The following is a 24991-nucleotide window of genomic DNA, read 5'->3' as shown; positions in this document are numbered from 1 at the left end:
AAGCCCGGCCTTCCAGATGGAAAGCCGGGCTCTTTCATTTGGAATTCGGATAACTCGGCAGAATAAAGTCTATTGTGTCTTCTTTCAGACACGGCGTATATTCCAGGTAGAATTTATTAAACAGGACATATAGGGAAGGGAAGAATTCAAGGTATGAGTATGAAAGATATTCACGCAAGAGGGCTTACTATTGATCCTCGCACACGGGCCTATTTGGAGCCAACACGAATGATCTGGACCTCCGGCTGCGGAGAAACTTCTGAGGTTATTCATCCAGAGGGACTGCTGGCCGGGAATGGCTGGCAAGTGACGAAGGAAGCGCCAAATGCGTGTCTTCTTCGTCATAAAGGAGAGTCGCCTGGCGTTCTGCTGGACTTTGGGACGGAGCTGCATGGTGGAGTCCGGATTGCGGTTGTGGAGGGTCGTACTCCAGAGCGTAAACGGAGCATACGTATGCGGGTCCGGTTCGGGGAATCGGCTATGGAGGCGATGAGCGAACTAGGCGGCCCAACAAATGCGACCAATGATCATGTGCCCCGCGACAGTATCGTGGATGTTAGTCTGCTTGGCGGAGCCGAGTTCGGTACGACCGGGTTCCGTTTCGTGCGCCTTGATCTGCTTGATGAAGGAGAGATCGAACTTCAGAGCGTTCAGGCCGTGTTTGTGTACCGGGAGATAGAATACAAGGGCAGCTTCCGCTGCAGCGATCCTTTGCTGGAGAAGATCTGGGAGACGGGTGCCTACACCGTCCACTTGAACATGCAGGATTATCTGTGGGACGGCATTAAGCGGGACCGGATGGTTTGGACAGGGGATATGCATCCTGAGGTAGCCACCATTAGTGCTGTGTTCGGAGAGCATGAGATCGTTCCGCAAAGCATGGACTTCAAACGGGATCGTTCTCCGCTGCCTATGTTCATGGATATGCCGACTTATTCAATCTGGTGGCTGCTCGTCCAGCATGACTGGTATATGCAGCATGGGAACGAAGCTTATCTGCTAGAACAGCGTGATTATATTAGTGGACTATTGCGTGAGCTGATTGGCAAAGTGGAACCGGATGGCACGATTAACGTCTTTCGTCCGTTCCTTGATTGGCCGGCTTCTTCTAATCCGGCTGGAGTAACTGCTGGAGTCCATGCCCTATTCGTGCTTGGGATGCAAGCAGGGGCAAGGCTTTGCCGATTGTTTGGCGAGGAAGAGACTGCTGAGCAATGCGAAGCACTGGAACGGCGTCTGCAAAAGAATATTCCGCATCATGCAGATAGTAAACAGGCATCTGCATTGCAGGCACTTGCTGGACTGATGGATCCTGTTGCCGCTAACCGGGAGGTTATTGCACCTCAAGCGCCAAGCGGTTATTCGACCTTCTATGGTTATTACATGCTTCGCGTCCGAGCAGAAGCGGGAGATATTACGGGAAGCCTAGACAGCATTCGTGCTTATTGGGGTGGTATGCTTGAGCTAGGAGCAACAACCTTCTGGGAAGACTTCGACATGGCGTGGATGGAGGGTGCGGCAAGGATTGATGAACTGACACCCCCAGGCAAAATCGATGTTCACGGCACATATGGCGGCTATTGCTACAAGGGTTACCGGCATAGCCTCTGTCATGGCTGGGCATCCGGACCAACGGCATGGCTGTCAGAATATGTGCTGGGGGTTAGCCCCCTCGCGCCTGGATTCCGCAAGGTTAGAATTCGTCCACACTTGGCCGATCTGGCGTGGGCGGAGGGCACTTATCCAACGCCACATGGCCTCATCCATGTTCGGCATGAGCGGGAGGCGGATGGCAGCGTCCGGACGGAATATACGGTGCCGTCTGGAGTGATCGTGGTTACAGATTAGATTTACAGGTTAGCTCAGCAGCATGATTTCTTGCTCGTACACTGGATACCATCCATTATATTTATACCGTGTAGCTGCTTAACTATCTTTATACTGGATTCTATCCAGTATAATTGAATCCTTCAAGCGGTTACTCCGATGAAATAGTTCATTTTACTGTATGAAATCCAACGTAATCGAGAGTGTTACTCCCTTGGGGAAATTACGTTGGATAGAATCCAGCGCAGCACTCGCTCACGCCAAAAAGGCGGTGCAGGATCATTCTCCTGCACCGCCTTTTTAGTTAGCTGCCCAGCACCTTAACCTCCCATAAGGTCGGCGTATACCAGTTGCTCGGATTGTTCCAGAGTACTGCGTTAACGAGCTGGATCCTAATATAACGAGCTGAAATATTTAAGCTGTCGGTTGTGAAGCCGTAGGTTGTATTCGACGTTCGGTCGATAGTTGTATAGCTAGTGCCGTTGGTGCTGTATTCAATTTTATACTGGTGATAGCCTTCCGAGCCCTTTACCATATACCAGGAAATATCGATTTCCTTGACGGTCTTAGTCGAGCCTAGATCCACCTGCCACCAGGAAGGCCAGGTAGCGGCGGATGCTTTCCAGCTCGTTTGATAATTGCCGTCATTGGCATTGCTTGCCGCATAGCCGGAGGCTGATGTGCTGGCGGTGGCTGTCTTGCCTTGAGACAGATTCGTTAAGGTGGAGGGATAGGTGATCGAACCAGTTGCCGCATCAAGATTCCAGCTGCTGTACCATTCCAGGGAGGCCGTACCGCTTGAGCCGTTCAAGGTAAGCGGAAGCCAGATATACCGGGAGGTTCCAAGTGCACTGGAATTCCACCGGTCGGCCATGTACAGATACGAGGTTGTAGAGGTTCCCTGAATAGGCAGGACAAAAGTAGATTGTGTAGCAAAGGTAGAAGTGTTGCCTAAAGGTGCAACCGCAGTCCAAGGTCCCGCCATTGAGGTTGCGGTTGAGTAGCCGCCCTGGTTCGGATACCAGCCGGAAGCCTGTGAAGTGATTAAGAAGTATTTGCCGCCCTGCTTCACGACAGCTGGTGCTTCTCTGTAGCCGTTATCTGAATACCAAGTTTTGAACGAAGCTACGCTCAGGTAATCCGAGCTCAATTGGAAGATGGCCATTGAATCATTAGCCCCGCCATTTTTGTTGGAAGCGGAGACGAGGTAAGCTGTTCCGTCGTCATCCTTGAAGACGGTGAGATCACGGGATTCATAATTCATCGGGCGGAAGCTGCCGTGATATGTATAGCTGCCGCAGACGGAGCTGCTCGACGCAACGGCTACTCTGCCAAGGCTGTAGTCGGTACCATTCTCATAATGCATCCACATGACGTATTTGCCCGTTGTGGAATTATAGATGACCTTTGGTCGTTCGATTTTGCTCGAAGCAAGCTCTGCAGCGGAAGTCGTCTTAAGCGGATAGCTGACCCAAGCCCAGTTCTTCAGGTCAGTGGAGGAGTAACAGACCACATTCGAGAAGTTGGCAGAATTGTTCAGCTTATCTTCACCAATCCAGTAATAGGTGGAGCCGACTTTAATAATACTTCCTCCGTGGGCTTGAATGGATCCGCCCGTTGTATCATTCCATACTGGACCATTCGTAATGGTAACGCTTGCAGCATGACTCACGTTAGGCAGTGCAGTAAGAAACAAGGCTAACAGTAAAGCAATACTGATCAATAGCTTCGAAACACGGTGAACTTGAGTCATCTTCTAACAGCCTCCGCTCGAATAGGGTTTTCTTCTTATTGGTTACACAAGAATCATGAAACCCGTTTCATCACTCCCTTCAGCAGGTCAAGACGGTTTGCTGCACGTCGACCGACTCTAATATTCTACAAGCGCTTTCATGGATTATGACAGTTCATTTGGATTGTTTTTGATATCGAGGCAGATAGAAAAAGGTCAAAATTTTACACGTCCCAAGCAAAAGTTGTCGCTCTTCCGTTCCTCTAATTCGATTACGATAGTGAAAACTTGCAAGCAAGCGGCAGAAAGGGCGAATAATGATGTGGAAGATGGCAATCGAAGATGCAATCGCCAAAATAACACGTAATGCGGAAAAATTCGGCGATGCTTACCCTCACGTAGGTGAAGGAAAGCATTATACCTTAATAGATAATAATGATTGGACAAACGGCTTCTGGAGCGGGCTCTTGTGGATGAGCTATGAATATTCGGGAGATGAAAGGTTGAGAGAGGCGGCTCGTAAGACAACCATCAGATTTAGGCATAGAATGGAGCAAAATGTCGTCCTGGATCATCATGATATCGGCTTCCTGTACTCCTTGTCTGCCAAGGCGCAATGGATCGTGGAAAGAGATGAGGCAGCAAAGGAGCTGGCTTTAGAGGCAGCCGATAAGATGATGAAGCGCTGGCGCGAGCCGGGCGGTTTTTTCCAAGCGTGGGGACCAGAGGGTGACGTAGTTGAAGGTGGAAGGATTATTATCGATTGTTTGCTTAATCTGCCGCTTCTTTATTGGGCATCCGAGCAGACTGGCAATCCGGCCTATCAGGAAGCAGCAAAAGCGCAAGCGGAGAAAAGCAGACGGTATCTGGTTAGAGGAGACGACAGCTCCTATCATACCTTTTTCTTCAACCAGCAGACTGGTGAACCGGTAGGCGGTGCAACCCATCAAGGCTTCAGCAACGGTTCGACCTGGACACGTGGTCAAGCCTGGGGGATTTATGGTTTTGCCTTATCTTACCGCTATACGGGGGATCCGCTATTCCTAGAAACGTCGAAACGGATGGCCATCTACTTTCTGAAGCATCTGCCGGAGAATGGAGTGGCATATTGGGATTTCCATCTGCCGCCAGGGCAACAGGCCTATCGGGACAGCTCGGCATCAGCTATTGCGGCAGCAGGGCTGCTTGAATTATTATCGCATCTTGATGAACAAGATAATCAGATTACTTATCTTCAGAATGGTTTGCAGCACTCGATGGAAGCTTTGGTACGCAATTATTCAACAAGCGAAGATGAGGAAGCGGAAGGTCTGCTAAAGCATGGTTCTTATCATGTAAGGGGCGGCCAGGCGCCGGATGAATATATGATTTGGGGAGACTACTTCTATTTAGAAGCTTTGCTTCGGCTTGAGAGAGGAATCAGTGGTTATTGGTATGAGAGGAACCGGTATTAACCAATCCTTCAGGGATGTTCCGGTTAATCCGATACTGCTACAATGAGGATATATCGTATGGGGAAAGAGGCGCGTACAGCCATGACGAGATTAACCTACTACCGAAGAATCCAATTGTCCTTTCTCTTATTTATTATCTTTCCAATTCTCGCTGTATCGATTCTATCTTACACCCTATTGAAACAGAACATGATAGAGAAGTTCCAGATCAGCAATAGCAGTATGCTGAACGTCATCGTCGGGGAAATTGACAGGACGATCGACGATGTAACTTTTGCTTCGCATTATATCGTGAATGATGCTGAGCTGCGGGCATCTCTCAATCTGTTTGCGGATACAAGCAGGCTCAATACGTATACCGACTATACTCGGTTTGTTCGGATTAAGGACAGCTTTTCCCTTATAACATCAAAGCCGCTGAATAACAGCATCCATATGTATCTCGTGAACCGGGCGGACTTCATCCTATCACCAGATTCGGAAAATTTGGCTGCCATTAACAGCAAGCTGAAGCCACTGCTGAACAATGTGAATGCTGCCAAACCAACGGTGCTTCAATGGCTTGGTCTTTTGCAGGACAGCTCGGATGACGAGGGGACTTATTATATCGCAAGGGTGATTGGTGACGGCGGCAGCAAGCCTTATACAGCTGTCCTGCTTGTCGGGATTGAAGCTTCTTACTTCAAGGAGCTGCTTGCGAAAGTCGAATTTGGACAAATCGCCTTGTTTGACGGTGCCGGTAAACGGATTGCGGGCAGCGGGGAGGTGAAGCTCCAAACGGGAGCTTCACCGAATTCCGTATTCCGCCAGCAGCTAACACTGGATAAAAGCGACTGGAAGCTTGCATATGAAACGACCGAGGATTCTTTGATTGGTCAGATCTCCCGCGCCTTTTATACCGGTATCGGACTTGTACTTGTGTTTACTCTGCTGTTCTCCGTGATATCGCTCTTTTTCGCCAAAAAGCTTCATAGTCCGATTCAAAAGCTGCAGCGCGTGGCCCGGCAATTTGCCTTAGGGAACCGGGATATGCGGCTCGAAGTGAAGGGCAAAGACGACATTGCGGAGCTTGGCCATTCCTTTAATCAGATGCTGGACGAGATTGAGGTACTGATTACTAACATTGAGCAGGAACAGGAGCAGAAAAGGGTGATGGAGCTGGAAGCACTCTTTATGCAAATCCGGCCGCATTTTCTCATTAATACTCTTAATTCGATCAAATGCAGTCTGATTCTAAGCAAGGATCATATGCATAGCGGAATTATTGATTCGCTGATGAACTTGCTTCGTGCCTATTTGAAGGTGAATACGCCGTCCTCCTTGGCTGAGGAGTGCAGACTGCTTGGCTATTACGTCGATATTATGAAGGTTCGCAGCGAAATGCCTTTAACCTTCGAAGCTGAGTTGGATCCGGAGCTGCGGAGCTTTGTTGTACCCAAGCTGGTGCTCCAGCCACTCGTCGAGAACGCTATCGTCCATGGCCTGGATGATAAGGACGAACTGTCCATTATCCTTCGGGCTCGCCAGGAGCACGGCCGGCTATTTATCGAGATTGAAGACGACGGCAGCGGTATGGATGCAGGTCAGCTTGCCTTACTGAACCGTCAGCTCACTGCTTCAGATTCGGAAGAATATGCGTCTTATGAGCGGGTTGGCCTTCGGAATGTGATTCAGCGTTTGAAGCTGACTTACGGCTTTGCCGAGATGGAGCTTCGCTCCAATGCGAAGGGCGGTATAACGGTGTTTCTCGTGCTCCCGATTCCTTATGAAAGACAGGAGGTTCCCCATGTATAATGTCATGCTGATTGATGATGATGTCCCCATGCTTAAGGTGCTGCAGCAGATGATTGAGTGGGAGCATCTGGATCTGCATATTACCGGAAGCACGTATTCCAGTGTGAAGGCGCTGCATCTGTTCAAAGAGACGTTACCGGATATCGTCATTACGGACATTGGGCTTCCGAAGATGAACGGAATTGAGCTGGCTGCAGAATTTACAGCTATTAAACCTACAGTCCGAATCATTTTTCTAACCTGCCATGAGGAATTTCATTATGCCCAGCAAGCGGTGAAGCTGGATGCCGACGATTATCTATTAAAGGACCAATTAACGGCGGAGCAGCTTGAGGAGAGCTTGCGCAAGTCGATTGTCCGTCTGAAAGGCCGAACGGCGGCTGACGGAGGTGCAGATGCGGATACTTATAGTCTCGAGTTGTTAAAGCGTGCCCTATTCCAGATGATTATGGACGGAGCCGATTTGGACAAGACACGCTCTTATGCCTCACGGGTCGGGATTGAATGGCATTATGCCTGCTTCATGATGGGGATCATTCATCTCCGCTATTCCGACTATGAGCCGCTTTATAACCATAGCAATATCTCACTGATCCGGTACGCGATTTATAATATTGCACTGGAAATTGCCCAGTCTTATAAAGGGATTACACCATTTATCGACCAGGATCATTTTATGGTGCTGTACAATTACCGTTCGAATCTAGCGGGGAACGATCAAGCTTATCTTCAATCCTATCTGGAGGAGCTGCTCCAGCAGGTTGCCGTTTATTTGAAAATTACATTGCAGATCGTTACCGTCACGGATAAGCTTGTTCTCCAGGCAGCAGGTTCCGTCTATCAGCAAATCCGAAGCGGAAAGCCGGAGTTTTACAAGAAAGAGCAGTTAACAGCAGCTTCTTCCTCGCAGCTTCTTGATCAGTTGTTTTATCCGATGCCTCAGGATTTCAGTGCAGTATTCCGCAGTGATCTCGAGCGGACCATTCTGGAGAAGGATATCGAGGGCATACGCAGTGTATTCTTGCATTTCGGGCAGGAGACGTTAAACCGCAAAGTAGAGCCGGATGAATTTACGGAGGAGCTTATTCAATTACTCCGTGAAGCAGAGCTTCTATTCTCGCGGAGAAAAGCAGAAGAGGATGTTTATGCGTATATTAACGGAGCAAGGACAATGGAGGATGCGCTCGAGCTGGCGATTGGAAGGCTGGAGCGTCTTGCGCAGGATCAGCTAGGCCGCACGGGAGGGTCTATCACTTCTCGAGAGCCAAGGCTGCAGGTCATTCAATCGTTCATCGACGATCATCTGTCGGATAACATTACGTCTATTGATATCGCTCAATATCTGTATTTGAATCCGAGCTACTTCTCCCGTTATTTCAAGCGGATGTCGGGACTCAGCTTCACCGATTATGTCCATCAGTATAAGATGAAAATTGCAGCTAATATGCTGAAAAATTCAGGTCAAACGCTGGAGACACTGGCCGTAGGATTAGGCTATTCCGACCGAGCTTATTTCTCGAAGGTGTTCAAAAAGTATATCGGCTTTACACCAAGCCAGTTCAAACAGAAGCATCAGCTGCTGCGCAAGCCTTAGCTGAATAGGAATATATCTCTTACTTACAGCCGCGCCGCAAGCGCGGTTTTTTCGCGTTCCTAATGTATCTCCTTCCCGCCGCAAAGAGGTCAAAATCTTCCCTGTATCGAGTCAGAATACTTCGCTTCCGAACAGGAGCCTTCCCTTATTATTAACTCAACATAAGAGTTGAGGTGATGGTATGGAAGTCGTCAAACAAACGGCAGGCGCTGGTCCTGCTGCGGTTAAACGGAGATTCTGGACACCTGCACGTAGAGAAGCACTCGTCGGCTGGGTGTTTCTAATTCCCGAAATTGTCGGGATGCTGCTGCTTAATGTATTTGCCCTCGGGTTCTCGTTATATCTGAGCTTCTCCAAATGGGACATGTTATCCGGCCTTTCCGGTATCGAATGGATTGGAATCGGCAATTACAAGGAGCTGTTCCATGACCCTGCTATCCTGCAGGCGCTGAAGAACAATCTGATGTATACCGTAATGACGGTTCCGATCCCGATCGCAATTGCATTGGTACTGGCTGTTATTATTAATAACAGTGTCTTTCTAAAAAGCTACTTCAAGGTTGTTTTCTTCATCCCCTACATCTCATCGATTATTGCGATTGCAGCTGTCTGGAGTGCCCTGCTTCATCCGTCTCTTGGCCCGATTAATCAGATACTGCTGCAGCTTGGCATTGACTCGCCGCCCAAATGGCTGGTAGATCCAAAGACATCACTGCTCTCGATTGCGATCATCAGCACATGGGCGAGTCTTGGTTACACCATCATCATTTATACGGCAGGTTTGACGAATATCTCGAACGAAATTTATGAGGCATCCGAGATTGACGGCGCATCACCGCTTAAGAAATTTTTCCGGATTACGGTGCCTCTTCTTAAGCCAACAACTTTCTTCCTGGCCATTACGATGCTGATCGGCTCATTCAAAGTGTTTGATATGATCTCTTATCTGACCGAAGGTGGTCCTAACAACTCGTCTACCGTACTCGTTTACCGGATATACGAGGAAGGCTTCCGAAATTATGATATGGGCTATGCCTCGGCAATATCCTGGCTGCTCTTCGCCATTATTGGTGTCATTACGGCGGCGACCTGGAAGATCGGAAAGGAATAATTAAAGGAGGGGTTACTCTTGACGGCAAAACTATCAAAAAGCATCACAACCGTAATTCTGGGGGTGTTCTCCCTCATGTTCCTGACACCGCTCGTCTGGATGGTATCGTCCGCTTTCAAATTTGAGAAGGATGTCATGCGCTTTCCAATTCAATGGATTCCGGAAAAAATCAATGTACTTTATAACTTCAAATCAGTCTGGATGGGGCGGGTTCCATTTTATGATTTCTACTGGAACTCTCTCAAGGTTGCGATTATTACGACGCTCATTACGCTGCTGATTTCCTCGATGTCTGCTTACTCGCTTACAAAGCTGCGATTCCGTGGACGGAACCTCGTTTTTCTGGCGATGTTGTCCTTCATGATCATCCCCGATCAGGCGACTCTTATCCCGCGGTTCCTCATTATTCGTTGGCTGGGGTTGTATGATACTCATGCTGCGCTCATTCTGATGAGCATGTTCTCGATATATTTCACCTTCCTGCTCCGGCAGTTTATGTCAGACATTAGCGACGAGTATCTTGAAGCGGCTCGGATAGATGGTGCGGGACATCTGAGGACGTTTTTCTCGATCATGATTCCGCTGTGCCGCCCAGTATTGGCTACGGTTGCGATTATTAAGTTCATCTGGACCTGGAATGATTACCAGAACCCATTGATCTTCCTGCTCAGCAAAAAGCTGTATACGATCCCGCTTGGCATTACGTTGTTCCGGGACGATTATACAAATAACTACGCGATTATGATGATGGCCGCTTTGTCGGCAGTTATTCCTCTTCTTGTTATTTTTATCATCATGCAGAAGCAGGTTATTAACGGGATTGCACTTGGTGGTGTTAAAGGGTAAGGTAGTCAAAAAAGTACTCGTTACACCTCAAAATTACACACTTCGCCAATAACGGCGATCGTTATACTGGGCTTGTAGTCATTAATCAGTACTAGGGGGAAGCAGAAAATGAAACAATCGAAACGCAAGTTTACAGCGGTAGCGGGCTTACTGCTGGCCGGCACGGTTGCACTCAGCGCATGCGGCGGCAATTCAGAGAATTCGGCTAGTTCCAATGCGGCTGGCAATAACGCTGGACCGGTGACCATTAAGTATTACAACTGGGACAACGAAGCACAGTCGGTTGCGACCGATGCGATGCTGGATGATTTCATGAAAGAGAATCCGGATATCAAGGTCGAGCATGTCGTACTGGTGCCTGGTGATTCTGTCGAAATGCTGAAAAAGCTGGACTTCCTGATCTCCTCGGGTGAGGCGGTTGACGTAGTGGCTATGCCAAACCTTGGTGCGGTTTATGAGCGGGCGACAAGAGGTGCACTAGCACCATTAAATGATTTCTATAAGCAGGGAAATCTAGTACCTGAAGACGAATATTATGTGAATCCGAAGATCGACGACAACTATTACGGCATGCAGCTGACATCAAGCTTCAATTACGTGCTGCTCAATAAGGATGCCCTGGATGAAACGGGACTTCCGGTTCCAAGCTATGGCTGGACTTGGGATGACTACCGTGACTATGCCAAGAAGCTGACTAAAGGCGAAGGTGTGGACAAGCGTTACGGCACGTACTTCCACACTTGGGAACTGTATATGAATGCTCCGGCGCAGACCGTTATGAAGGATCCATTCCGTTACGACGACGGTTCAACGATCTTGTCGGACCCTTCTTATAAGTACTTCTTCCAGCTTCGCAAAGACATGGAGAATACTGACAAATCCGCAAAGCCGTATGCCGATGTACTGGCAGCCAAGCTGAATTATCGGACGGAATTCTTTAATGAGCAGGCCGCAATGATTCTGACAGGCAGCTTTACGATTCCGGATGTTGGCAACCAGGAGCAGTATCCGCATACGTTCACAACTGCGTTTGCACCAGTACCGCTGCCTCCGGCAGGCGCCGAGCCGAATAACTACGAAGACGGCAAATACTTCACTAGCGGAAGCTCGGTTGTAATGGGTGAAAGCTCCAAGAATAAAGAAGCTTCGTTCAAGCTTATGCGTTACATGACCACATGTGATTCAGATAAGAGAACCGAGTTCTCAGGCTGGAAAAAAGCGGACAACAAAGCGCTGCTTGACCGCATTATCGGTCAAAACAAAGATCTGTACGATGTGGATTCGCTGCAAAGCACGCTCTTTGGCGACAACATCAAATACCTGGATGCTTCCAGCGTAATTACAGTGTCTACATCCGAATTGACGAAAGTAATCGATGACGGCTTCAGCAAATTTATGCTCAGCAACGAATCGATTGATGATGTGCAGAAATGGATGGTTGATGAAGCAACCAAAATTATTAATGAGAAAGAAAATAAATAATTGCTCATAAGCTGATGGAAGAGAGCTTCGGAGACAACCTGCCGGTTGCACCGGAGCTTTCTTTTGGTATCAAGCAAATGGAGGGGTAGAAGTGAGCCGGTTAGAGTGGAAGGATCAAAAATATTGGCTGAACGGACAGGAATATCGGATATTATCGGGTGCGATTCATTACTTCCGGGTTGTACCGGAATATTGGGAGGATCGGCTGCTGAAGCTGAAGGCATGTGGGTTTAATACGGTAGAGACGTATATTCCGTGGAATCTGCATGAGCCCAAGGAAGGTTGTTTCCGGTTCGATGGCATCGCGGATGTGGTCAAGTTTATTGAAACAGCTGGAGCTCTTGGTCTTCATGTCATCGTCCGCCCAAGCCCCTACATTTGTGCAGAGTGGGAGTTTGGCGGGCTGCCCGCCTGGCTGCTGAAATCCGATATGAGTCTGCGCTGCATGGATGCGGCATATTTGGCGAAAATTGACCGTTATTATGACGAGTTGATTTCGCGTCTGCTGCCGCTGCTTGCTTCGCAGGGTGGTCCTGTCATTGCGATGCAGGTCGAGAATGAATACGGCAGCTATGGCAATGATACCGCCTATTTGGCTTACTTGAGAGATGGGCTAATCCGCCGTGGCGTTGACTGCTTATTGTTCACCTCGGATGGCCCAACGGATGAGATGTTGATCGGCGGTACGGTAGAGGGGCTTCATGCAACGGTTAACTTTGGCTCCCGGGTAGCAGAATCCTTCGATAAATACCGGCAATACCGGCAGGACGAGCCGTTAATGGTGATGGAATATTGGCTTGGCTGGTTTGATCATTGGAGGAAGCCCCATCATGTCCGGGATGCGGAGGACGTCGCGAATGTATTGGACGAGATGCTTGAGCAAGAGGCCTCCGTTAATCTCTATATGTTCCATGGCGGGACAAACTTTGGCTTTTACAGCGGTGCAAATTACGATGAACACTATGAACCTACGATAACCAGCTATGATTATGACGCCCCACTTACGGAGTGGGGAGATATAACAGAGAAATTCAGGGCTATCCGAAGAGTGCTTGAGAAGCATGGCATATCGGAGGGAGCACCTTGGCCGGCACCAATTCCGAAAAAAGCCTATGGCCGGGTTGCCTTAACGGAAAGAGGAGAGTTGTTCAGCCAATTGGAGCAGGTATCCTCAGGCCAAGTACACTCCGTCAGCATCCGGCCGATGGAGTATTTTGATCAAGCATATGGTTTTATTCTATATTCAACCTGGATCAAGGGACCAAGAAGCAGACAAAAGCTGCATCTTCGTGAAGTTCGTGATCGTGCACAGGTGTTTCTGGATGGCAAGCTGATTGGCGTTGTAGAGCGGTGGAATGCGCTGCCGATCGAAATCTCTATCCCAAGTGAAGGAGGAAGGCTCGACGTACTTGTCGAAAATATGGGGCGCGTCAATTACGGGCCTTATCTGCGTGATCATAAAGGGATCACCGAAGGCATCCTGATCGATAACCAGTTCCAGTCGAACTGGACGATCTCCTTGCTGCCGCTGGAGTCTGATCAGCTTGCACGAGTCGAATATGAAGCCGTGGAAGATGAGAAAGCTGAGTCGAATGGTCAGCCAGCCTTTTATCGTGGCTATTTCGAAGTGGACGAGAACGCTGATACCTTCCTTCGGTTTGACGGATGGCAGAAGGGGATCGCATGGATTAATGGCTTCCATCTTGGCAGGTACTGGGAGGCCGGACCTCAGCGTACCTTGTATGTACCAGGGCCGCTTCTGTGCAAAGGACGGAACGAAATCATCATGTTCGAGCTGCATGGCTGCAGCGGAGATTCAGCGGTCACCTTTACGGATATTCCCGATCTCGGAGAGACTGCAGCTGTAGATGAACAAGTGCTGAATTTTGTGCAGGATGAAGAGAAGGCATAAATAGGATATGATGCACAATAAGACCCTGCCAGGGTCTTATTGTCATTGGAGCAGCTGAGATTTGGGGGATAAGACCCTGACAGGGTCTTATGAGTCGGTGAACAGCGGCATAGCACGCGATAATGGCGGTTACGAGAAGTAATAAGACCCTGCGAGGGTCTTATTGTGTGTTGAGGCAGCGTAGATTGGCGGTATAAGACCCTGACAGGGTCTTATACATCATCGCAAATTATAATCGAAGTGCTGCTTCGTTCAGTTCAAGCCGGAAACCTTTCACGAGCACCTCTCCACTATATAAATCCGTCTCGTAAGCGCGTTCGAAGCCCAAGCGCTCGTATAGTTGGACGGCGGAAGCCATCATATCGGAAGTATGCAGATTAAGTCTTCCAGCGCCAATCGTATGAGTACGCTTGATTGCTTCCCGAATAAGAAGTGTTGCAATTCCTTTTCCTCTGGCCTTGGGGGAGACAGCTAAGTATCGAATAATCGGATTATGAATACCCAGCTCCGGCTGACCGTATGCTTCTTCTGAGGAGGCAAACAGCTGGAGGCTTCCAATAATGTCTCCCTTCGACACGGCCACAATTCTGGCGATCGGCTTCCCTTCATAGAATGATGCCCGAAGTCCTGATTCATATTGCTCCCACACTGGTCCAGGAAGTACCTCTGCATATTGTCTATAGGCACTCACTAAGCTCTCAATAAAAGATACATGGTCGTCTTCTGATGCATCGCGGATAACAATTTCGTCTGTGCTCATTTTTGGATACACTCCTTATTTGAATTTATTTACAATAAGTATATTCCCTAATTCCGATTAATCCTATATGATAAAAATAATTTAAAATGATGTATAGAGAAAGTCTATAGATTAGCAGGAGGGATTCGTCTATGAATATTGAGAACATTGAAGCCTTTGTATATGTCAATCACTATGGCAGCTTTAATAAAGCGGCGGAGGTGCTCTTCTTGTCACAGCCTTCTGTTACCGCACGCATACAGACGCTTGAGAGGGAGCTCGACTGCAAGCTCTTTGACCGGCTTGGCAAGCAAATTATGCTGACGGAGAAGGGTAAGCAGTTTCTCCCTTACGCCCAGCAGATTCTTCAAACGATTCAAAAAGGCCGTCTGCATCTACAGGAGAAGGGAGCCCGTCCTCAAGAGATTCGGATCGGGAGCACCGTGTCGGTCTCCAATTATTTAATTCCCGATCTACTCCCGAGATTACAGCGGTTATTCCCTCGGTTGACATTCAAATTAACGACGGCACCCTCGGATGATTTGGTCAAAAAGCTGCTCGATCGGGAGATCGATATCGCTTTTGTTAGAAAGCTTGCACATCCATCCGTGCAGTCATATCCGTACTACGACGATCCGATCCGGCTATATGTCTATGAGGGGCATCCGTTCGCGGCTGAGGGGAAAGTATCTATTGAGGCCATCCATGATCAGCCGCTTGTTTTCTTTGAATGCGGTTCGCTGGATTGGCTGCGTCTGCACCGTGTATTCGAGCATCTGGAGCAGCCTCCCCATATCGTCTTCCATGCGGATAATTCCGAGACGGCCAAGAAGCTGGTGCTGCAGAAGGCAGGTATCTGCTTCCTTCCGGGCTTATGCGCGAAGGAGGAAGTAAGCAAGGGCCAACTTATTCCGATTGAGATTGAAGAGACGAAGGGGATCTCTCTTCAGACAAATCTGATTGCGCTGACTGGCGAGAATGAAGAGTTTATTCAAGCTTTGCTGCCTAAGGATAACTTAAGCTTTTACAGCATTTAGAATGTCTTGATACAGCCTATACACCAAACCGGGATAATCAATCGATCGATAGAGAAAGTCTATTAGCGCGTGGGCTAAGTAGATGATACATTTATATCAACTTAATCCTTACTAAGTTTATAGGAATTATATAATTAGACGACTAAGGGGTGGGAAACATGAGTGAATTGTTTAGGCAAGCTGGAGTAGAGGATGCAGAACGATTACGTGAAGTAACCTATGAAGCCTATTCGCTCATTCGGGAGCTGGAGCTGAAATGGCCTGCTGCCAATGCCGATCTGGATCAAATACGAGACAACATTATACAAAATGAGTGTTATGTGCTGGAAGCGGACGGAACGATCGTTGCAACCATTACTTTGTCGAAGACGGATGAGGTAAAGGCGATTACCGATTTGCCGTTTATCAAATGGTTTGCCGTCCATCCTAGCGAGCAAGGAAAAGGATACGGAGATAAGCTGCTCACTTGGGTCGAGAATACGATTATCCGTGACAAAGTAGGTGTACCGGCAGTGACACTTGGAACGGCCGAGAAGCATCCGTGGCTGCTTCCGATGTATCAGCGCAGAGGTTACGAAAGCATACGTTCCTTTGATGCTGGCAATGGTGACGGGCCTATGCATCTGCTTCGCAAGATCGTAGACTCAGTGAAATTCGAACAGACAAGTGGAGAACAAGCCGCAGCCAATTAATGCCTGGCATTATCGGGGAAAGACCTAACAATAAACGAAGAATAGACGGGGGTATATCCATATGAAGAAAAAAGCACTAGTCGTTACAGCAGCATTATCGTTAGTTCTGGTGGCTGCAGGATGCGGCTCCAATAATAAATCGAATAACAGCAGCGAGGGAAAAAGCACAAATAAAGCGGCTGCTAATGTAACGGCATCAAGCAATGCCGGCGGTAAAGTAAAGAAAATCGTCGTGGGCACGGGGACAGCATTCCCTAAAGTATGCTTTATCGATGAGAACGGGAAGCTGACTGGTTTTGATGTTGAGCTTATTAAAGAGATCGACAACCGTCTGCCGCAATACGAATTCGATTTGCAGACGATGGATTTCGCGAACTTGCTTCTGAGTCTGGATACGAACAAGATTGATCTCGTCGCTCATGAAATGGAGAAAAATCCGGAGCGTGAAGAGAAATATCTGTTCAATACAGAGCCGTATGCTCACTGGAAAAATAAAATTGTCGTTCCACAAGATAATGACACGATTCATTCGCTTGACGATTTGGCAGGTAAAAAAGTGCTGGTTGGCGCGACAAGCGCACAAGCGCAAATCCTTGAGAATTATAACAAAGATCATGACAAGAAGATCAATATCGTGTACCAAAACGGTGCAGCCAACGATACGGTCAGCCAACTTACTACCGGCCGTGTTGATGCTACATTAGCCGCAGACTTTACACTGTCGCTGGTTGACCCGCAAGCCAAGCTGAAGACAACAGGTGATGACCTGTCGGATGCCGATATCCTGTTCATGTTCCGCAAGAACGACCCGGCATCTCAAGAGCTGTCTGATGCGGTTGACGTTGCTCTGAAGGAGCTTAAAGCAGATGGTACCCTTGGTAAATTGAGCACGGAATGGCTGGGCGGTGACTTTACCCTAGATAGCACCAAATAGCATTGTGATTTAACGAGTAATGAGAGGTGAGACGGCAAGATGGAATATGGCTTCGATATTAACTATGTAATTGATTTTATTCCCAAACTGCTGAGTACGTTGAATATTACGCTGCTGATCGTGGCAGGGGCTATCGGACTGGGACTGCTTGTTGGTTTTCTGGTAGCTCTGCCCCGCCTCTATCACGTACCGGTGCTTCGGAATGTATCGATGGTGTACGTTTCCTTCTTCCGGGGCACGCCGATTCTCATTCAGCTGTTCTTGTTCTATTACGGTCTACCAGAAATTCTGAAGCTGATCAGCATTGATATATCGAAACTGTCCGTTATTTATTTCGTCATTCTGACGTTTGGACTTAATGTAGGTGCCTTTGTATCGGAGACCATCCGGGCAGCCGTACTTGCTGTTAACAAGGGGCAGGTGGAAGCCGCTTATTCCATCGGCATGACCGGGTATCAGGCTTTTACCCGGATTGTACTGCCGCAGGCAATCGGGATTGCCGTTCCTGTATTCGGTAATCTGGTTATCGCCATGCTGAAGGACACTTCGCTGGCCTTTACGCTTGGCGTGATGGAGATGACGGGCAAAGCACAAACGCTTGGCTCGCTGTCTCAGCATTTTATCGAAACGTACATTGCACTGGCGCTTATCTATCTGGTTATGAGTATTTCGTTGGAGCGTCTCATGTTGATAGCAGAACGCAGGCTGTCACGCCATTTGCGCCGTGATTCCGGCGAGAAGAACCGATTCTTTGCCCGAAAACGCAAACGTGTTACGTTAGGCCGTCTAACTCGTGAGCTCAAGCTGGACAACAAGGAGGTGCCTCGTTATGAAGCTTGATCCGTCCTTTATATGGACCGCTTTCCTGCAATTATGGTCTGCGGTTCCGACAACGCTGCTGATTACTCTAGTATCCGTACTTGTAGGGTTCGTCATTGGTACCATAACGGCACTCTCCCGAATCTACCGGATTCCAGTGTTGTCCCAGCTGTCGAGCGCTTATGTAACTTTTATTCGAGGAACACCGATGCTGACGCATCTGCTGCTTATCTATTTTGGTCTGCCGATGGTTGTGGACGGTCTCTCTGATCAATTTGGGCTTGGATGGAATTCCGCCAAAATCCCGATGATCGGGTTTGCGTACATTTCATTCTCCATTACGGCGGGTGCTTATCTGTCAGAGGTTATACGTGCTGGTCTGCTTTCCGTTGAACGCGGACAGATGGAAGCCGCTTGGTCCATTGGGATGACAACACCACAGGCGCTGCGGCGAATTGTATTCCCGCAAGCACTTGCTGCCAGCCTTCCGAATTTATCTAACTCGGTTATTGGTATGCTGCACGCATCAACCCTTGCTTTCACCGTTTCGGTCGTTGATTTGAATGCAAAAGCGCAAATCGTGGCTTCTACGAACTGGAAGTTCTTTGAGGCTTATATAGCAGCGGCACTTATTTTCTGGGGACTGACAATCTGTATTGAACGAATGACCGGCTTCATCGAGCGAAGAATCAACGTGTACAGCAAGGGAGGAGTAGCATGATTAAGCTAACTGGTATTCGTAAGTCTTTTGGACGCAATGAGGTGCTCCAAGGTATTGATCTTACAGTCAATAAGGGCGAGGTTGTTGCGATCCTGGGGCCAAGCGGCTCCGGCAAAACAACACTGCTGCGCTGCATCAATTATTTGGAGAAGCCAAGCGAAGGTGAAATTGAGATCGGCGAGTTTACGCTGGACTGCAAGCATGCCGGCAAGAAAGATATTTATGCGCTGCGTCAGCGCTCTGCGATGGTCTTCCAGCAATACAATCTGTTCAGCCATAAGACGGCACTTGAGAACGTAATTGAAGGGCTTATTGTGGTTAAGAAAATAGGCAAGGAAGAAGCACGCAAACGTGGCATTGAGCTGCTTGAGAAGGTAGGTCTTGGTGCCAAGCTTGATGCTTATCCGAGCCAGCTGTCGGGTGGACAGCAGCAGCGTGTTGGTATTGCCAGAGCGCTTGCGCTTGAGCCTGAAGTTCTGTTGTTCGATGAGCCTACTTCTGCACTTGACCCTGAGCTGGTTGGCGAAGTGCTGGCTGTTATTCGCAGGATTGCTAAGGAAGGCATTACGATGATTATCGTTACACATGAAATGAGCTTTGCTCAAGATGTTGCGAATCACGTTGTCTTCATGGACGGCGGCGTTGTGGTTGAAGAGGGTAATCCGACCGAACTGTTCGGTAATCCGAAGGAAGAACGGACAAAGCAGTTTCTCAAACGGTATTCGCCAGAATTCAGTTATTCGATCTAGCACAAGAATCTCACGAACAGCTTAACCCAAGTCATTCTTTTTAGGAGGCATATAACATGTCCATTACAATAAGCATTTTGGATCAAAGTCCAGTTTATCCAGGGGAGAGCACAGCGGAGGCATTCGCCCATACGGTAGCGCTGGCGCAAAAGGCAGAAGCCCTTGGGTTCCGCCGTTTCTGGGTATCGGAGCATCATGATTCCGAGTATGTAGCCGGGTCTTCGCCGGAAGTACTCATCTCCTATTTGCTCGCCCGTACGAATAAAATCCGCATCGGCTCCGGCGGAATTATGCTGCAGCATTACAGCCCTTATAAAGTAGCGGAAAACTTCCATGTTCTCTCCTCCCTTGAACCGGGTCGGGTTGATCTTGGCGTTGGCCGTGCTCCGGGCGGATTGCCGCGCAGTACACAAGCGCTTCAGCGGGACATTGTAAATCCAAGGTCGCTTACCGATAAAATCATCGAACTTCGCGGATATGTAGAGGGACGTACCGAAGAGGATGGGCCGCTTGCAGGATTAAAAGCAAGTCCTGTTCCAGCAGTTGCACCAGAGCTGTATGTGCTGGGGGCATCTGCTGATAGTGCAGAGCTGGCTGCGAGTCTCGGACTGCCTTATGTGTTTTCCTTGTTTATCGGTGGAGACGAGCAGGCGGCGATAGATTCCGTCATTAAATACAAGAATGAGTTCAACTATGAGCTTGGCACTTCGCCGCAAGCGATTCTAGCCTTATCTGCTATTGTAGCGGATACGGATGAAGAAGCGATTAGCTTGATACCACCGCAAAAGCTGGTGAAGGTGCATCTGGCGAGCGGCCGTAAGGTAACGCTTGGCACGATTGAGCAGGCAGAAGCTTACGGTCAGCAGTCCGGCGAGTCTTATACGATTGAAGAGAAGGAACCTCTTATTACGGCAGGCACCAAGGAATTGGTACGCAGCAAGCTGCTTGCCCTGCAGGAGGCAACAGGCGTAGATGAGTTTATTGTGACGACGAATATTGCACCGTTTGAGAAACGGATTCGCTCTTATGAGCTGCTAAGCGAGGCATTCGCAGAAGTAACGGCTTAGGAGGGGAACCCATGAGTAACGAGACAAGAGTTCGCAGCGCTGTTGCGCTGGCGGGCCGACTTACAGATATTCGCAGGGAGCTTCATCAGAACCCGGAGTTGTCTCACGAGGAATTCGAGACAACCATTCGGATTCGCAGATGGCTTCAAGAAGCCGGGATTAGAATTGCCGAGTATCCTCTGCAAACGGGTGTTATTGCAGAGATTGGCGGACAGCGGCCTGGTCCGGTTATAGCCCTTCGGGCTGATATCGATGCGCTTCCGATTCAGGAGGAGACCGGCCTGCCGTTCGCTTCGACCGTACCGGAGAAGATGCATGCCTGTGGTCATGATTTTCATACGGCAGCGATTATCGGTACCGCTTATTTGTTGAAGGAACGTGAGCATGAGCTGCAGGGTACCGTTCGGCTGATCTTCCAGCCAGCTGAAGAGAAGGCGAAAGGTGCACGGCAAGTGATTGCCAGCGGTGCTTTGGAAGGTGTCCGGGCTATATTTGGTCTGCATAATAAGCCGGATCTGCCGGTTGGCACGATTGGTATTAAAGGCGGACCACTTATGGCAGCGGCCGACGGCTTTGTTGTTGAAGTAGCGGGTCAAGGATCGCATGCTGCTGTTCCTGAGGCTGGTAATGATCCGGTTGTAACGGCATCGCATATCGTCACCGCATTGCAATCGATCGTCAGTCGTAATGTAGGTGCACTTGATAGCGCAGTTATCAGCGTCACGAAGCTAAACAGTGGTACCGCGTGGAATGTCATTCCCGAGAAAGCTGTGCTTGAAGGGACAATTCGCACCTTTGACGCTAATGTCCGCCGCCGTGTGCGTGAGCGTTTCGATCAGGTTGTTGAGGGAGTTGCAATCGCCTTTGGCACTACAGCAAAAGTCCGCTGGATCGAAGGTCCGCCCCCTGTCAGCAATGACGAGGGATTGGCCGAGCTGGCATGGCGGGAAGCAGAGCATCTGGAATTGCTTCCGATTGCTCCTGTACCATCGCTGGCAGGAGAAGACTTTGCCGCTTATCAGCAGCTGGTACCGGGTTTGTTTGTTTTTGTAGGGACGGATGGTCCACGGGAGTGGCATCACCCAGCATTTGATCTTGATGAACGGGCACTGCCGATTGCTGCTGATTTCTTTGCGGGAACGGCGCTGCGTGCGCTTACGGAACTCGCTTCTGAAGCAGGCGATGGGACGAAAGCCTAAACTTATTTTTACTCTCAAGCTTTAAGAAGGCGGCGCCAGCGTCAGCCAACTCATAACAATCGGAGGGATTCCAATGAGTGCAATCGATATTCAAGCCTATTTGGATACGCATCTAGTGCTGACTCAGGCAATCACAGGGTTAGACGAAGAGCAACTGAAATGGAAAGAAACCGAAGCCAAATGGAGTGTAACGGAAGTTCTCTCCCATCTGGCCGATCACAATATTGTAGTATCCTTCCGTATTCGCGATATTCTCGCCGATACGAAGGCGCAGCTTCCTGCTTTTAATCAAGACCTTTGGGTATCCGGTCAACATTCCAATGACGGCAATGCAGCTGATATTTTGAGCGTGTTCTGGGCGCTGCTGCAGTATAACGGTCTGCTGTTTGGCCGATTAAGCGAGCAGGATCTAGATAAGACGGGTATCAACTTCAAAGGGGAAACGGTCCGCGTACGTGATATTATTCAAGGCTTCTCGAGACATGTACAGCATCATGTGGGGCAGATTGACCGAATCAAAGCAGCTTACCAGGCTCAAAGCTCGGTGGCACAAGGGGGAAATGTGTAATGGCGACTCGTAAACAATTAAGACTTGGCGCGATGCTTCATGGTGTCGGCAGCAGCACTTCGTTATGGAGACATCCGGAGATTCCTTCCGATGCCAGCGTGAACTTCGAGCTGTACAAATCATGGGTAGAGAAAGCGGAAGCGGGCAAGTTTGATTTGGCTTTTATCGCTGACGGTCTTTATATTAATGAAAAATCCATTCCGCATTTCCTTAACCGCTTCGAGCCTATCACGATTCTGAGTGCGCTGGCCGCAGTCAGCAAGCATATTGGTCTCGTTGGCACCTTGTCCACTTCCTACAGCGAGCCGTTTACGGTTGCACGTCAGTTCGGTTCGCTTGATGTAATCAGCGGTGGACGTGCAGGCTGGAATATCGTCACTTCCCCGCTTGAAGGCTCCGCGCTTAACTATGGCAAGAAAGAGCATCCTGATCACGATAAACGCTACCGGATCGCGACGGAATATTTGGAAGTCACACGCGGCTTGTGGGATTCATGGGAAGACGATGCATTCATTCGTGATAAAGAATCCGGCGTATTCTTTGATCCGGCTAAGCTGCATGCATTAAATCATGAAGGTGAGTTCTTCTCGGTGAAGGGTCCCCTTAACATTGCTCGTTCGAAGCAAGGGCAGCCGGTTGTTTTCCAAGCAGGCTCTTCCGAAGTTGGCAAAGATTATGCAGCGAAGCATGCGGATGCAATCTTTACCGGTCATGAATCGGTGGAAGAAGCCGTATCGTTCTATCAAGACGTGAAGCGCCGTGCGGTCGCATTCGGCCGTAACCCGGATAACGTTCTTGTGTTCCCTGGAATTGGTCCGATTATCGGCAGTACAGAGGAAGAGGCTGAACGCAAATATCAAGAGGTTAGTGATCTGGTATCAGCGGAAAATGCTCTGCTCTATCTTGGACGGTTCTTCGAGCATCATGACTTTTCCCAATATGATCTGGACGCGCCATTCCCGGATCTGGGAGATCTCGGCCGCAACAGCTTCCAAAGCAGTACGGATAAAATTAAAGCCAATGCGAAGGAGCGCGGCCTGACCCTGCGCCAAGTAGCATTGTCGGTTGCAACTCCCCGTCCGATCTTTATTGGCACACCAGAGCAGGTAGCAGACCGAGTGCAGGAGTGGTTCGAAGCAGGTGCTGCTGACGGATTTATGGTCGGATCTTCGGTACCGCATGGACTTGAAGATTTCATCGAGCATGTTGTGCCAATCCTGCAGGAGCGCGGGTTGTTCCGCACCGAGTACGAAGGTGACACGCTGCGCGGAAACCTTGGTCTGCCGATTCCAGCTAACCGTTATACGAAAGAAGCTGAGCACGTTTGATTTTGAACAGGGAAGCAGTAAATACGATGCTTGATTTTGCGGGGACGCTGCAGGATGAGCTTGTAGCTATTCGGCGTGATCTGCACCAGCATCCCGAACTGTTATACAGTACGGACCGCACGGCAAGTATCGTAGCGCAGCTTCTAAAGGAATGGGGGATCGACGTCACTACTGGCGTCGGCCCCCATTTTGGCAAAGGCGTAGTTGGCGTGCTGCGCGGCGAACTGGAAGGCGGCCGGACGATCTTACTGCGGGCGGATATGGATGCTCTGCCAATCACGGAGCAGAATGATGTCGACTATCGATCGCATATCGATGGGGTTATGCATGCCTGCGGCCATGATGCGCATACGGCTATGCTGCTTGGGGCGGCAAAGACGCTTGCAGCTTATCGACAGAGCTTTGCTGGCGAAGTTCGGTTTGTCTTCCAACCGGCGGAGGAGGGAGCATTGCCAAGTCCGCTTGATGGAAGACTGCTCTCCGGCGGACGGGATATGATTGATGCGGGTATCCTTGAGGGAGTTGACCGCTGCTATGCCCTGCATGTATGGCCGGAGCTTGCTGCAGGAACAATCGGCATTCATCCGCAATATGCGATGGCTGCTTCCTCCCATTTTCACGTGACGTTCCATGGGAAGAATGGACATCACAGTACGCCTCATCTCGCTGTTGATGCCATTCAGATGACAGCAGCCTACATCGCAGCAGTAAACGGGCTGATGGCAAATGGCGTCGATCCGAAGGAGCAGGCTGTGCTTGCTTTCGGAACGGTGCGTGCTGGGACGGTCATTAATGCGATTGCGGAGCAGAGTGTTATAACCGGCACCTTTCGTGCGTTCAGCAAATCAACAGTAGCAGCGATTACTGATGGACTCGATCGTCATGCTCGTGCGGCAGCTCTTTCCTATGGTGGTTCCTATGAAATCGCGCTTCGTGAGGGTATAGCAGTTGTTAACGACAGTGAAGCCGTTGATGAAGTTGTGCGTGCCGGTACTGCCGTTCTTGGCGAGGATAATGTGCTGAAGCAGCATACGCCAAGCCTTGCCGGTGAGGATTTTGGCTGGTATCTTGATCGAGTGCCAGGTGCTTTTATATTACTAGGCTGCCGAGAGGAGGCAGTTAGCAACCAGGCAGGTCTGCATCATCCCAGATTTAATCTGGATGAAGCTATACTTGTTCATGGTACTAGACTGCTCGTTCAACTCGCAGCAGGAGCATAGGTGAAGTGGGACTGTTCAAGCCTCAAACTGAATCCGACATGTGGCTACATTGCATATCTTGCCAATCCTCCTAGGCTAAGTCGGTACGGTGCGGAAATGCACCGACGCCAGAATGTACTTTATCCAACAGAATGATGCATCCGAGCCAAGCAAACATGGTTACATT

General features: G+C 49.2%; 21 protein-coding genes. 19 read left to right on the top strand and 2 right to left on the bottom strand.

All coding sequences use genetic code 11. The annotated features are described in order from the left end of the window. The first annotated feature begins 153 nt into the window (after positions 1-153). The gene (locus AB4Y93_RS11280) at positions 154-1848 is read left to right on the top strand and encodes an alpha-L-rhamnosidase-related protein (RefSeq protein WP_441891898.1); all 1695 of its coding nucleotides are present in this window, start codon (positions 154-156) and stop codon (positions 1846-1848) included. Positions 1849-2131: 283 nt separating this feature from the next. Here AB4Y93_RS11280 and AB4Y93_RS11275 read toward each other — a convergent pair whose 3' ends face one another. Further along, positions 2132-3580, bottom strand: a complete 1449-nt coding sequence (locus AB4Y93_RS11275; protein WP_441891896.1) for a family 43 glycosylhydrolase — start codon at positions 3578-3580, stop codon at positions 2132-2134. Between the two features lie 299 nt (positions 3581-3879). Between AB4Y93_RS11275 and AB4Y93_RS11270 the strand changes: the two genes are divergently transcribed. From AB4Y93_RS11270 to AB4Y93_RS11240, 7 genes are all read left to right on the top strand, one after another. Then, positions 3880-5013 carry a glycoside hydrolase family 88 protein gene (locus AB4Y93_RS11270; RefSeq protein ID WP_441892533.1) on the top strand — a complete coding sequence of 378 codons (1134 nt, stop codon included), beginning with the start codon at positions 3880-3882 and terminating at the stop codon, positions 5011-5013. Between the two features lie 57 nt (positions 5014-5070). Next, entirely contained in the window at positions 5071-6807 is a 1737-nt protein-coding gene (locus AB4Y93_RS11265) for a histidine kinase (RefSeq protein WP_441891894.1), read from the top strand. Next, on the top strand, positions 6800-8401 hold the full coding sequence (locus AB4Y93_RS11260; RefSeq protein ID WP_441891892.1) for a response regulator transcription factor: 1602 nt from the start codon (positions 6800-6802) through the stop codon (positions 8399-8401). Before AB4Y93_RS11265 ends, AB4Y93_RS11260 begins: the two co-directional genes overlap by 8 nt. Before the next feature lie 181 nt (positions 8402-8582). Further along, positions 8583-9512, top strand: a complete 930-nt coding sequence (locus tag AB4Y93_RS11255) for a carbohydrate ABC transporter permease (protein ID WP_441891890.1) — start codon at positions 8583-8585, stop codon at positions 9510-9512. 75 nt (positions 9513-9587) lie between these two features. After that, positions 9588-10358 (top strand): carbohydrate ABC transporter permease, encoded by a 771-nt coding sequence (locus AB4Y93_RS11250; protein ID WP_441892531.1) that lies wholly within the window; start codon positions 9588-9590, stop codon positions 10356-10358. Between the two features lie 108 nt (positions 10359-10466). Further along, on the top strand, positions 10467-11840 hold the full coding sequence (locus AB4Y93_RS11245; protein WP_441891888.1) for an ABC transporter substrate-binding protein: 1374 nt from the start codon (positions 10467-10469) through the stop codon (positions 11838-11840). 91 nt (positions 11841-11931) lie between these two features. Continuing rightward, a complete protein-coding gene (locus AB4Y93_RS11240; RefSeq protein ID WP_441891886.1) occupies positions 11932-13752 on the top strand; it encodes a glycoside hydrolase family 35 protein in 1821 nt (606 codons plus the stop codon). 229 nt (positions 13753-13981) lie between these two features. On the opposite strand, the gene AB4Y93_RS11235 is transcribed toward AB4Y93_RS11240, so the two are convergent. Continuing rightward, positions 13982-14512, bottom strand: a complete 531-nt coding sequence (locus AB4Y93_RS11235) for a GNAT family N-acetyltransferase (RefSeq protein WP_441891884.1) — start codon at positions 14510-14512, stop codon at positions 13982-13984. Positions 14513-14643: 131 nt separating this feature from the next. Between AB4Y93_RS11235 and AB4Y93_RS11230 the strand changes: the two genes are divergently transcribed. From AB4Y93_RS11230 to AB4Y93_RS11180, 11 genes are all read left to right on the top strand, one after another. Further along, positions 14644-15528 (top strand): LysR family transcriptional regulator, encoded by an 885-nt coding sequence (locus tag AB4Y93_RS11230; protein ID WP_167279244.1) that lies wholly within the window; start codon positions 14644-14646, stop codon positions 15526-15528. 158 nt (positions 15529-15686) lie between these two features. Continuing rightward, positions 15687-16220 carry a GNAT family N-acetyltransferase gene (locus AB4Y93_RS11225; RefSeq protein WP_441891881.1) on the top strand — a complete coding sequence of 178 codons (534 nt, stop codon included), beginning with the start codon at positions 15687-15689 and terminating at the stop codon, positions 16218-16220. A gap of 61 nt (positions 16221-16281) precedes the next feature. After that, on the top strand, positions 16282-17154 hold the full coding sequence (locus AB4Y93_RS11220; RefSeq protein ID WP_441891879.1) for a transporter substrate-binding domain-containing protein: 873 nt from the start codon (positions 16282-16284) through the stop codon (positions 17152-17154). A 39-nt stretch (positions 17155-17193) separates the two neighbouring features. Beyond that, entirely contained in the window at positions 17194-17994 is an 801-nt protein-coding gene (locus AB4Y93_RS11215; RefSeq protein ID WP_441891877.1) for an amino acid ABC transporter permease, read from the top strand. Next, the gene (locus tag AB4Y93_RS11210; protein WP_167279248.1) at positions 17984-18694 is read left to right on the top strand and encodes an amino acid ABC transporter permease; all 711 of its coding nucleotides are present in this window, start codon (positions 17984-17986) and stop codon (positions 18692-18694) included. Before AB4Y93_RS11215 ends, AB4Y93_RS11210 begins: the two co-directional genes overlap by 11 nt. Next, complete coding sequence (locus AB4Y93_RS11205) at positions 18691-19443, top strand: amino acid ABC transporter ATP-binding protein (RefSeq protein ID WP_167279249.1); 753 nt, start codon at positions 18691-18693, stop codon at positions 19441-19443. Before AB4Y93_RS11210 ends, AB4Y93_RS11205 begins: the two co-directional genes overlap by 4 nt. A gap of 56 nt (positions 19444-19499) precedes the next feature. Further along, on the top strand, positions 19500-20510 hold the full coding sequence (locus AB4Y93_RS11200; RefSeq protein WP_441891874.1) for an LLM class flavin-dependent oxidoreductase: 1011 nt from the start codon (positions 19500-19502) through the stop codon (positions 20508-20510). Positions 20511-20521: 11 nt separating this feature from the next. After that, complete coding sequence (locus tag AB4Y93_RS11195; RefSeq protein ID WP_441891872.1) at positions 20522-21709, top strand: amidohydrolase; 1188 nt, start codon at positions 20522-20524, stop codon at positions 21707-21709. A 73-nt stretch (positions 21710-21782) separates the two neighbouring features. Further along, positions 21783-22277, top strand: coding sequence for a DinB family protein (locus AB4Y93_RS11190; protein WP_441891870.1), 495 nt, complete (start codon positions 21783-21785; stop codon positions 22275-22277). Next, on the top strand, positions 22277-23605 hold the full coding sequence (locus tag AB4Y93_RS11185; protein ID WP_441891868.1) for an LLM class flavin-dependent oxidoreductase: 1329 nt from the start codon (positions 22277-22279) through the stop codon (positions 23603-23605). Before AB4Y93_RS11190 ends, AB4Y93_RS11185 begins: the two co-directional genes overlap by 1 nt. Next, complete coding sequence (locus tag AB4Y93_RS11180) at positions 23602-24825, top strand: M20 metallopeptidase family protein (protein ID WP_441891866.1); 1224 nt, start codon at positions 23602-23604, stop codon at positions 24823-24825. Before AB4Y93_RS11185 ends, AB4Y93_RS11180 begins: the two co-directional genes overlap by 4 nt. Positions 24826-24991 lie beyond the last annotated feature (166 nt).

The sequence above is a fragment of the Paenibacillus sp. YAF4_2 genome, assembly GCF_052113225.1.
Classification (GTDB): Bacteria; Bacillota; Bacilli; order Paenibacillales; family Paenibacillaceae; genus Pristimantibacillus.
The sequence above is the reverse complement of the archived record's forward strand: the minus strand, read 5'-3'. Positions and strand labels throughout refer to the sequence as shown.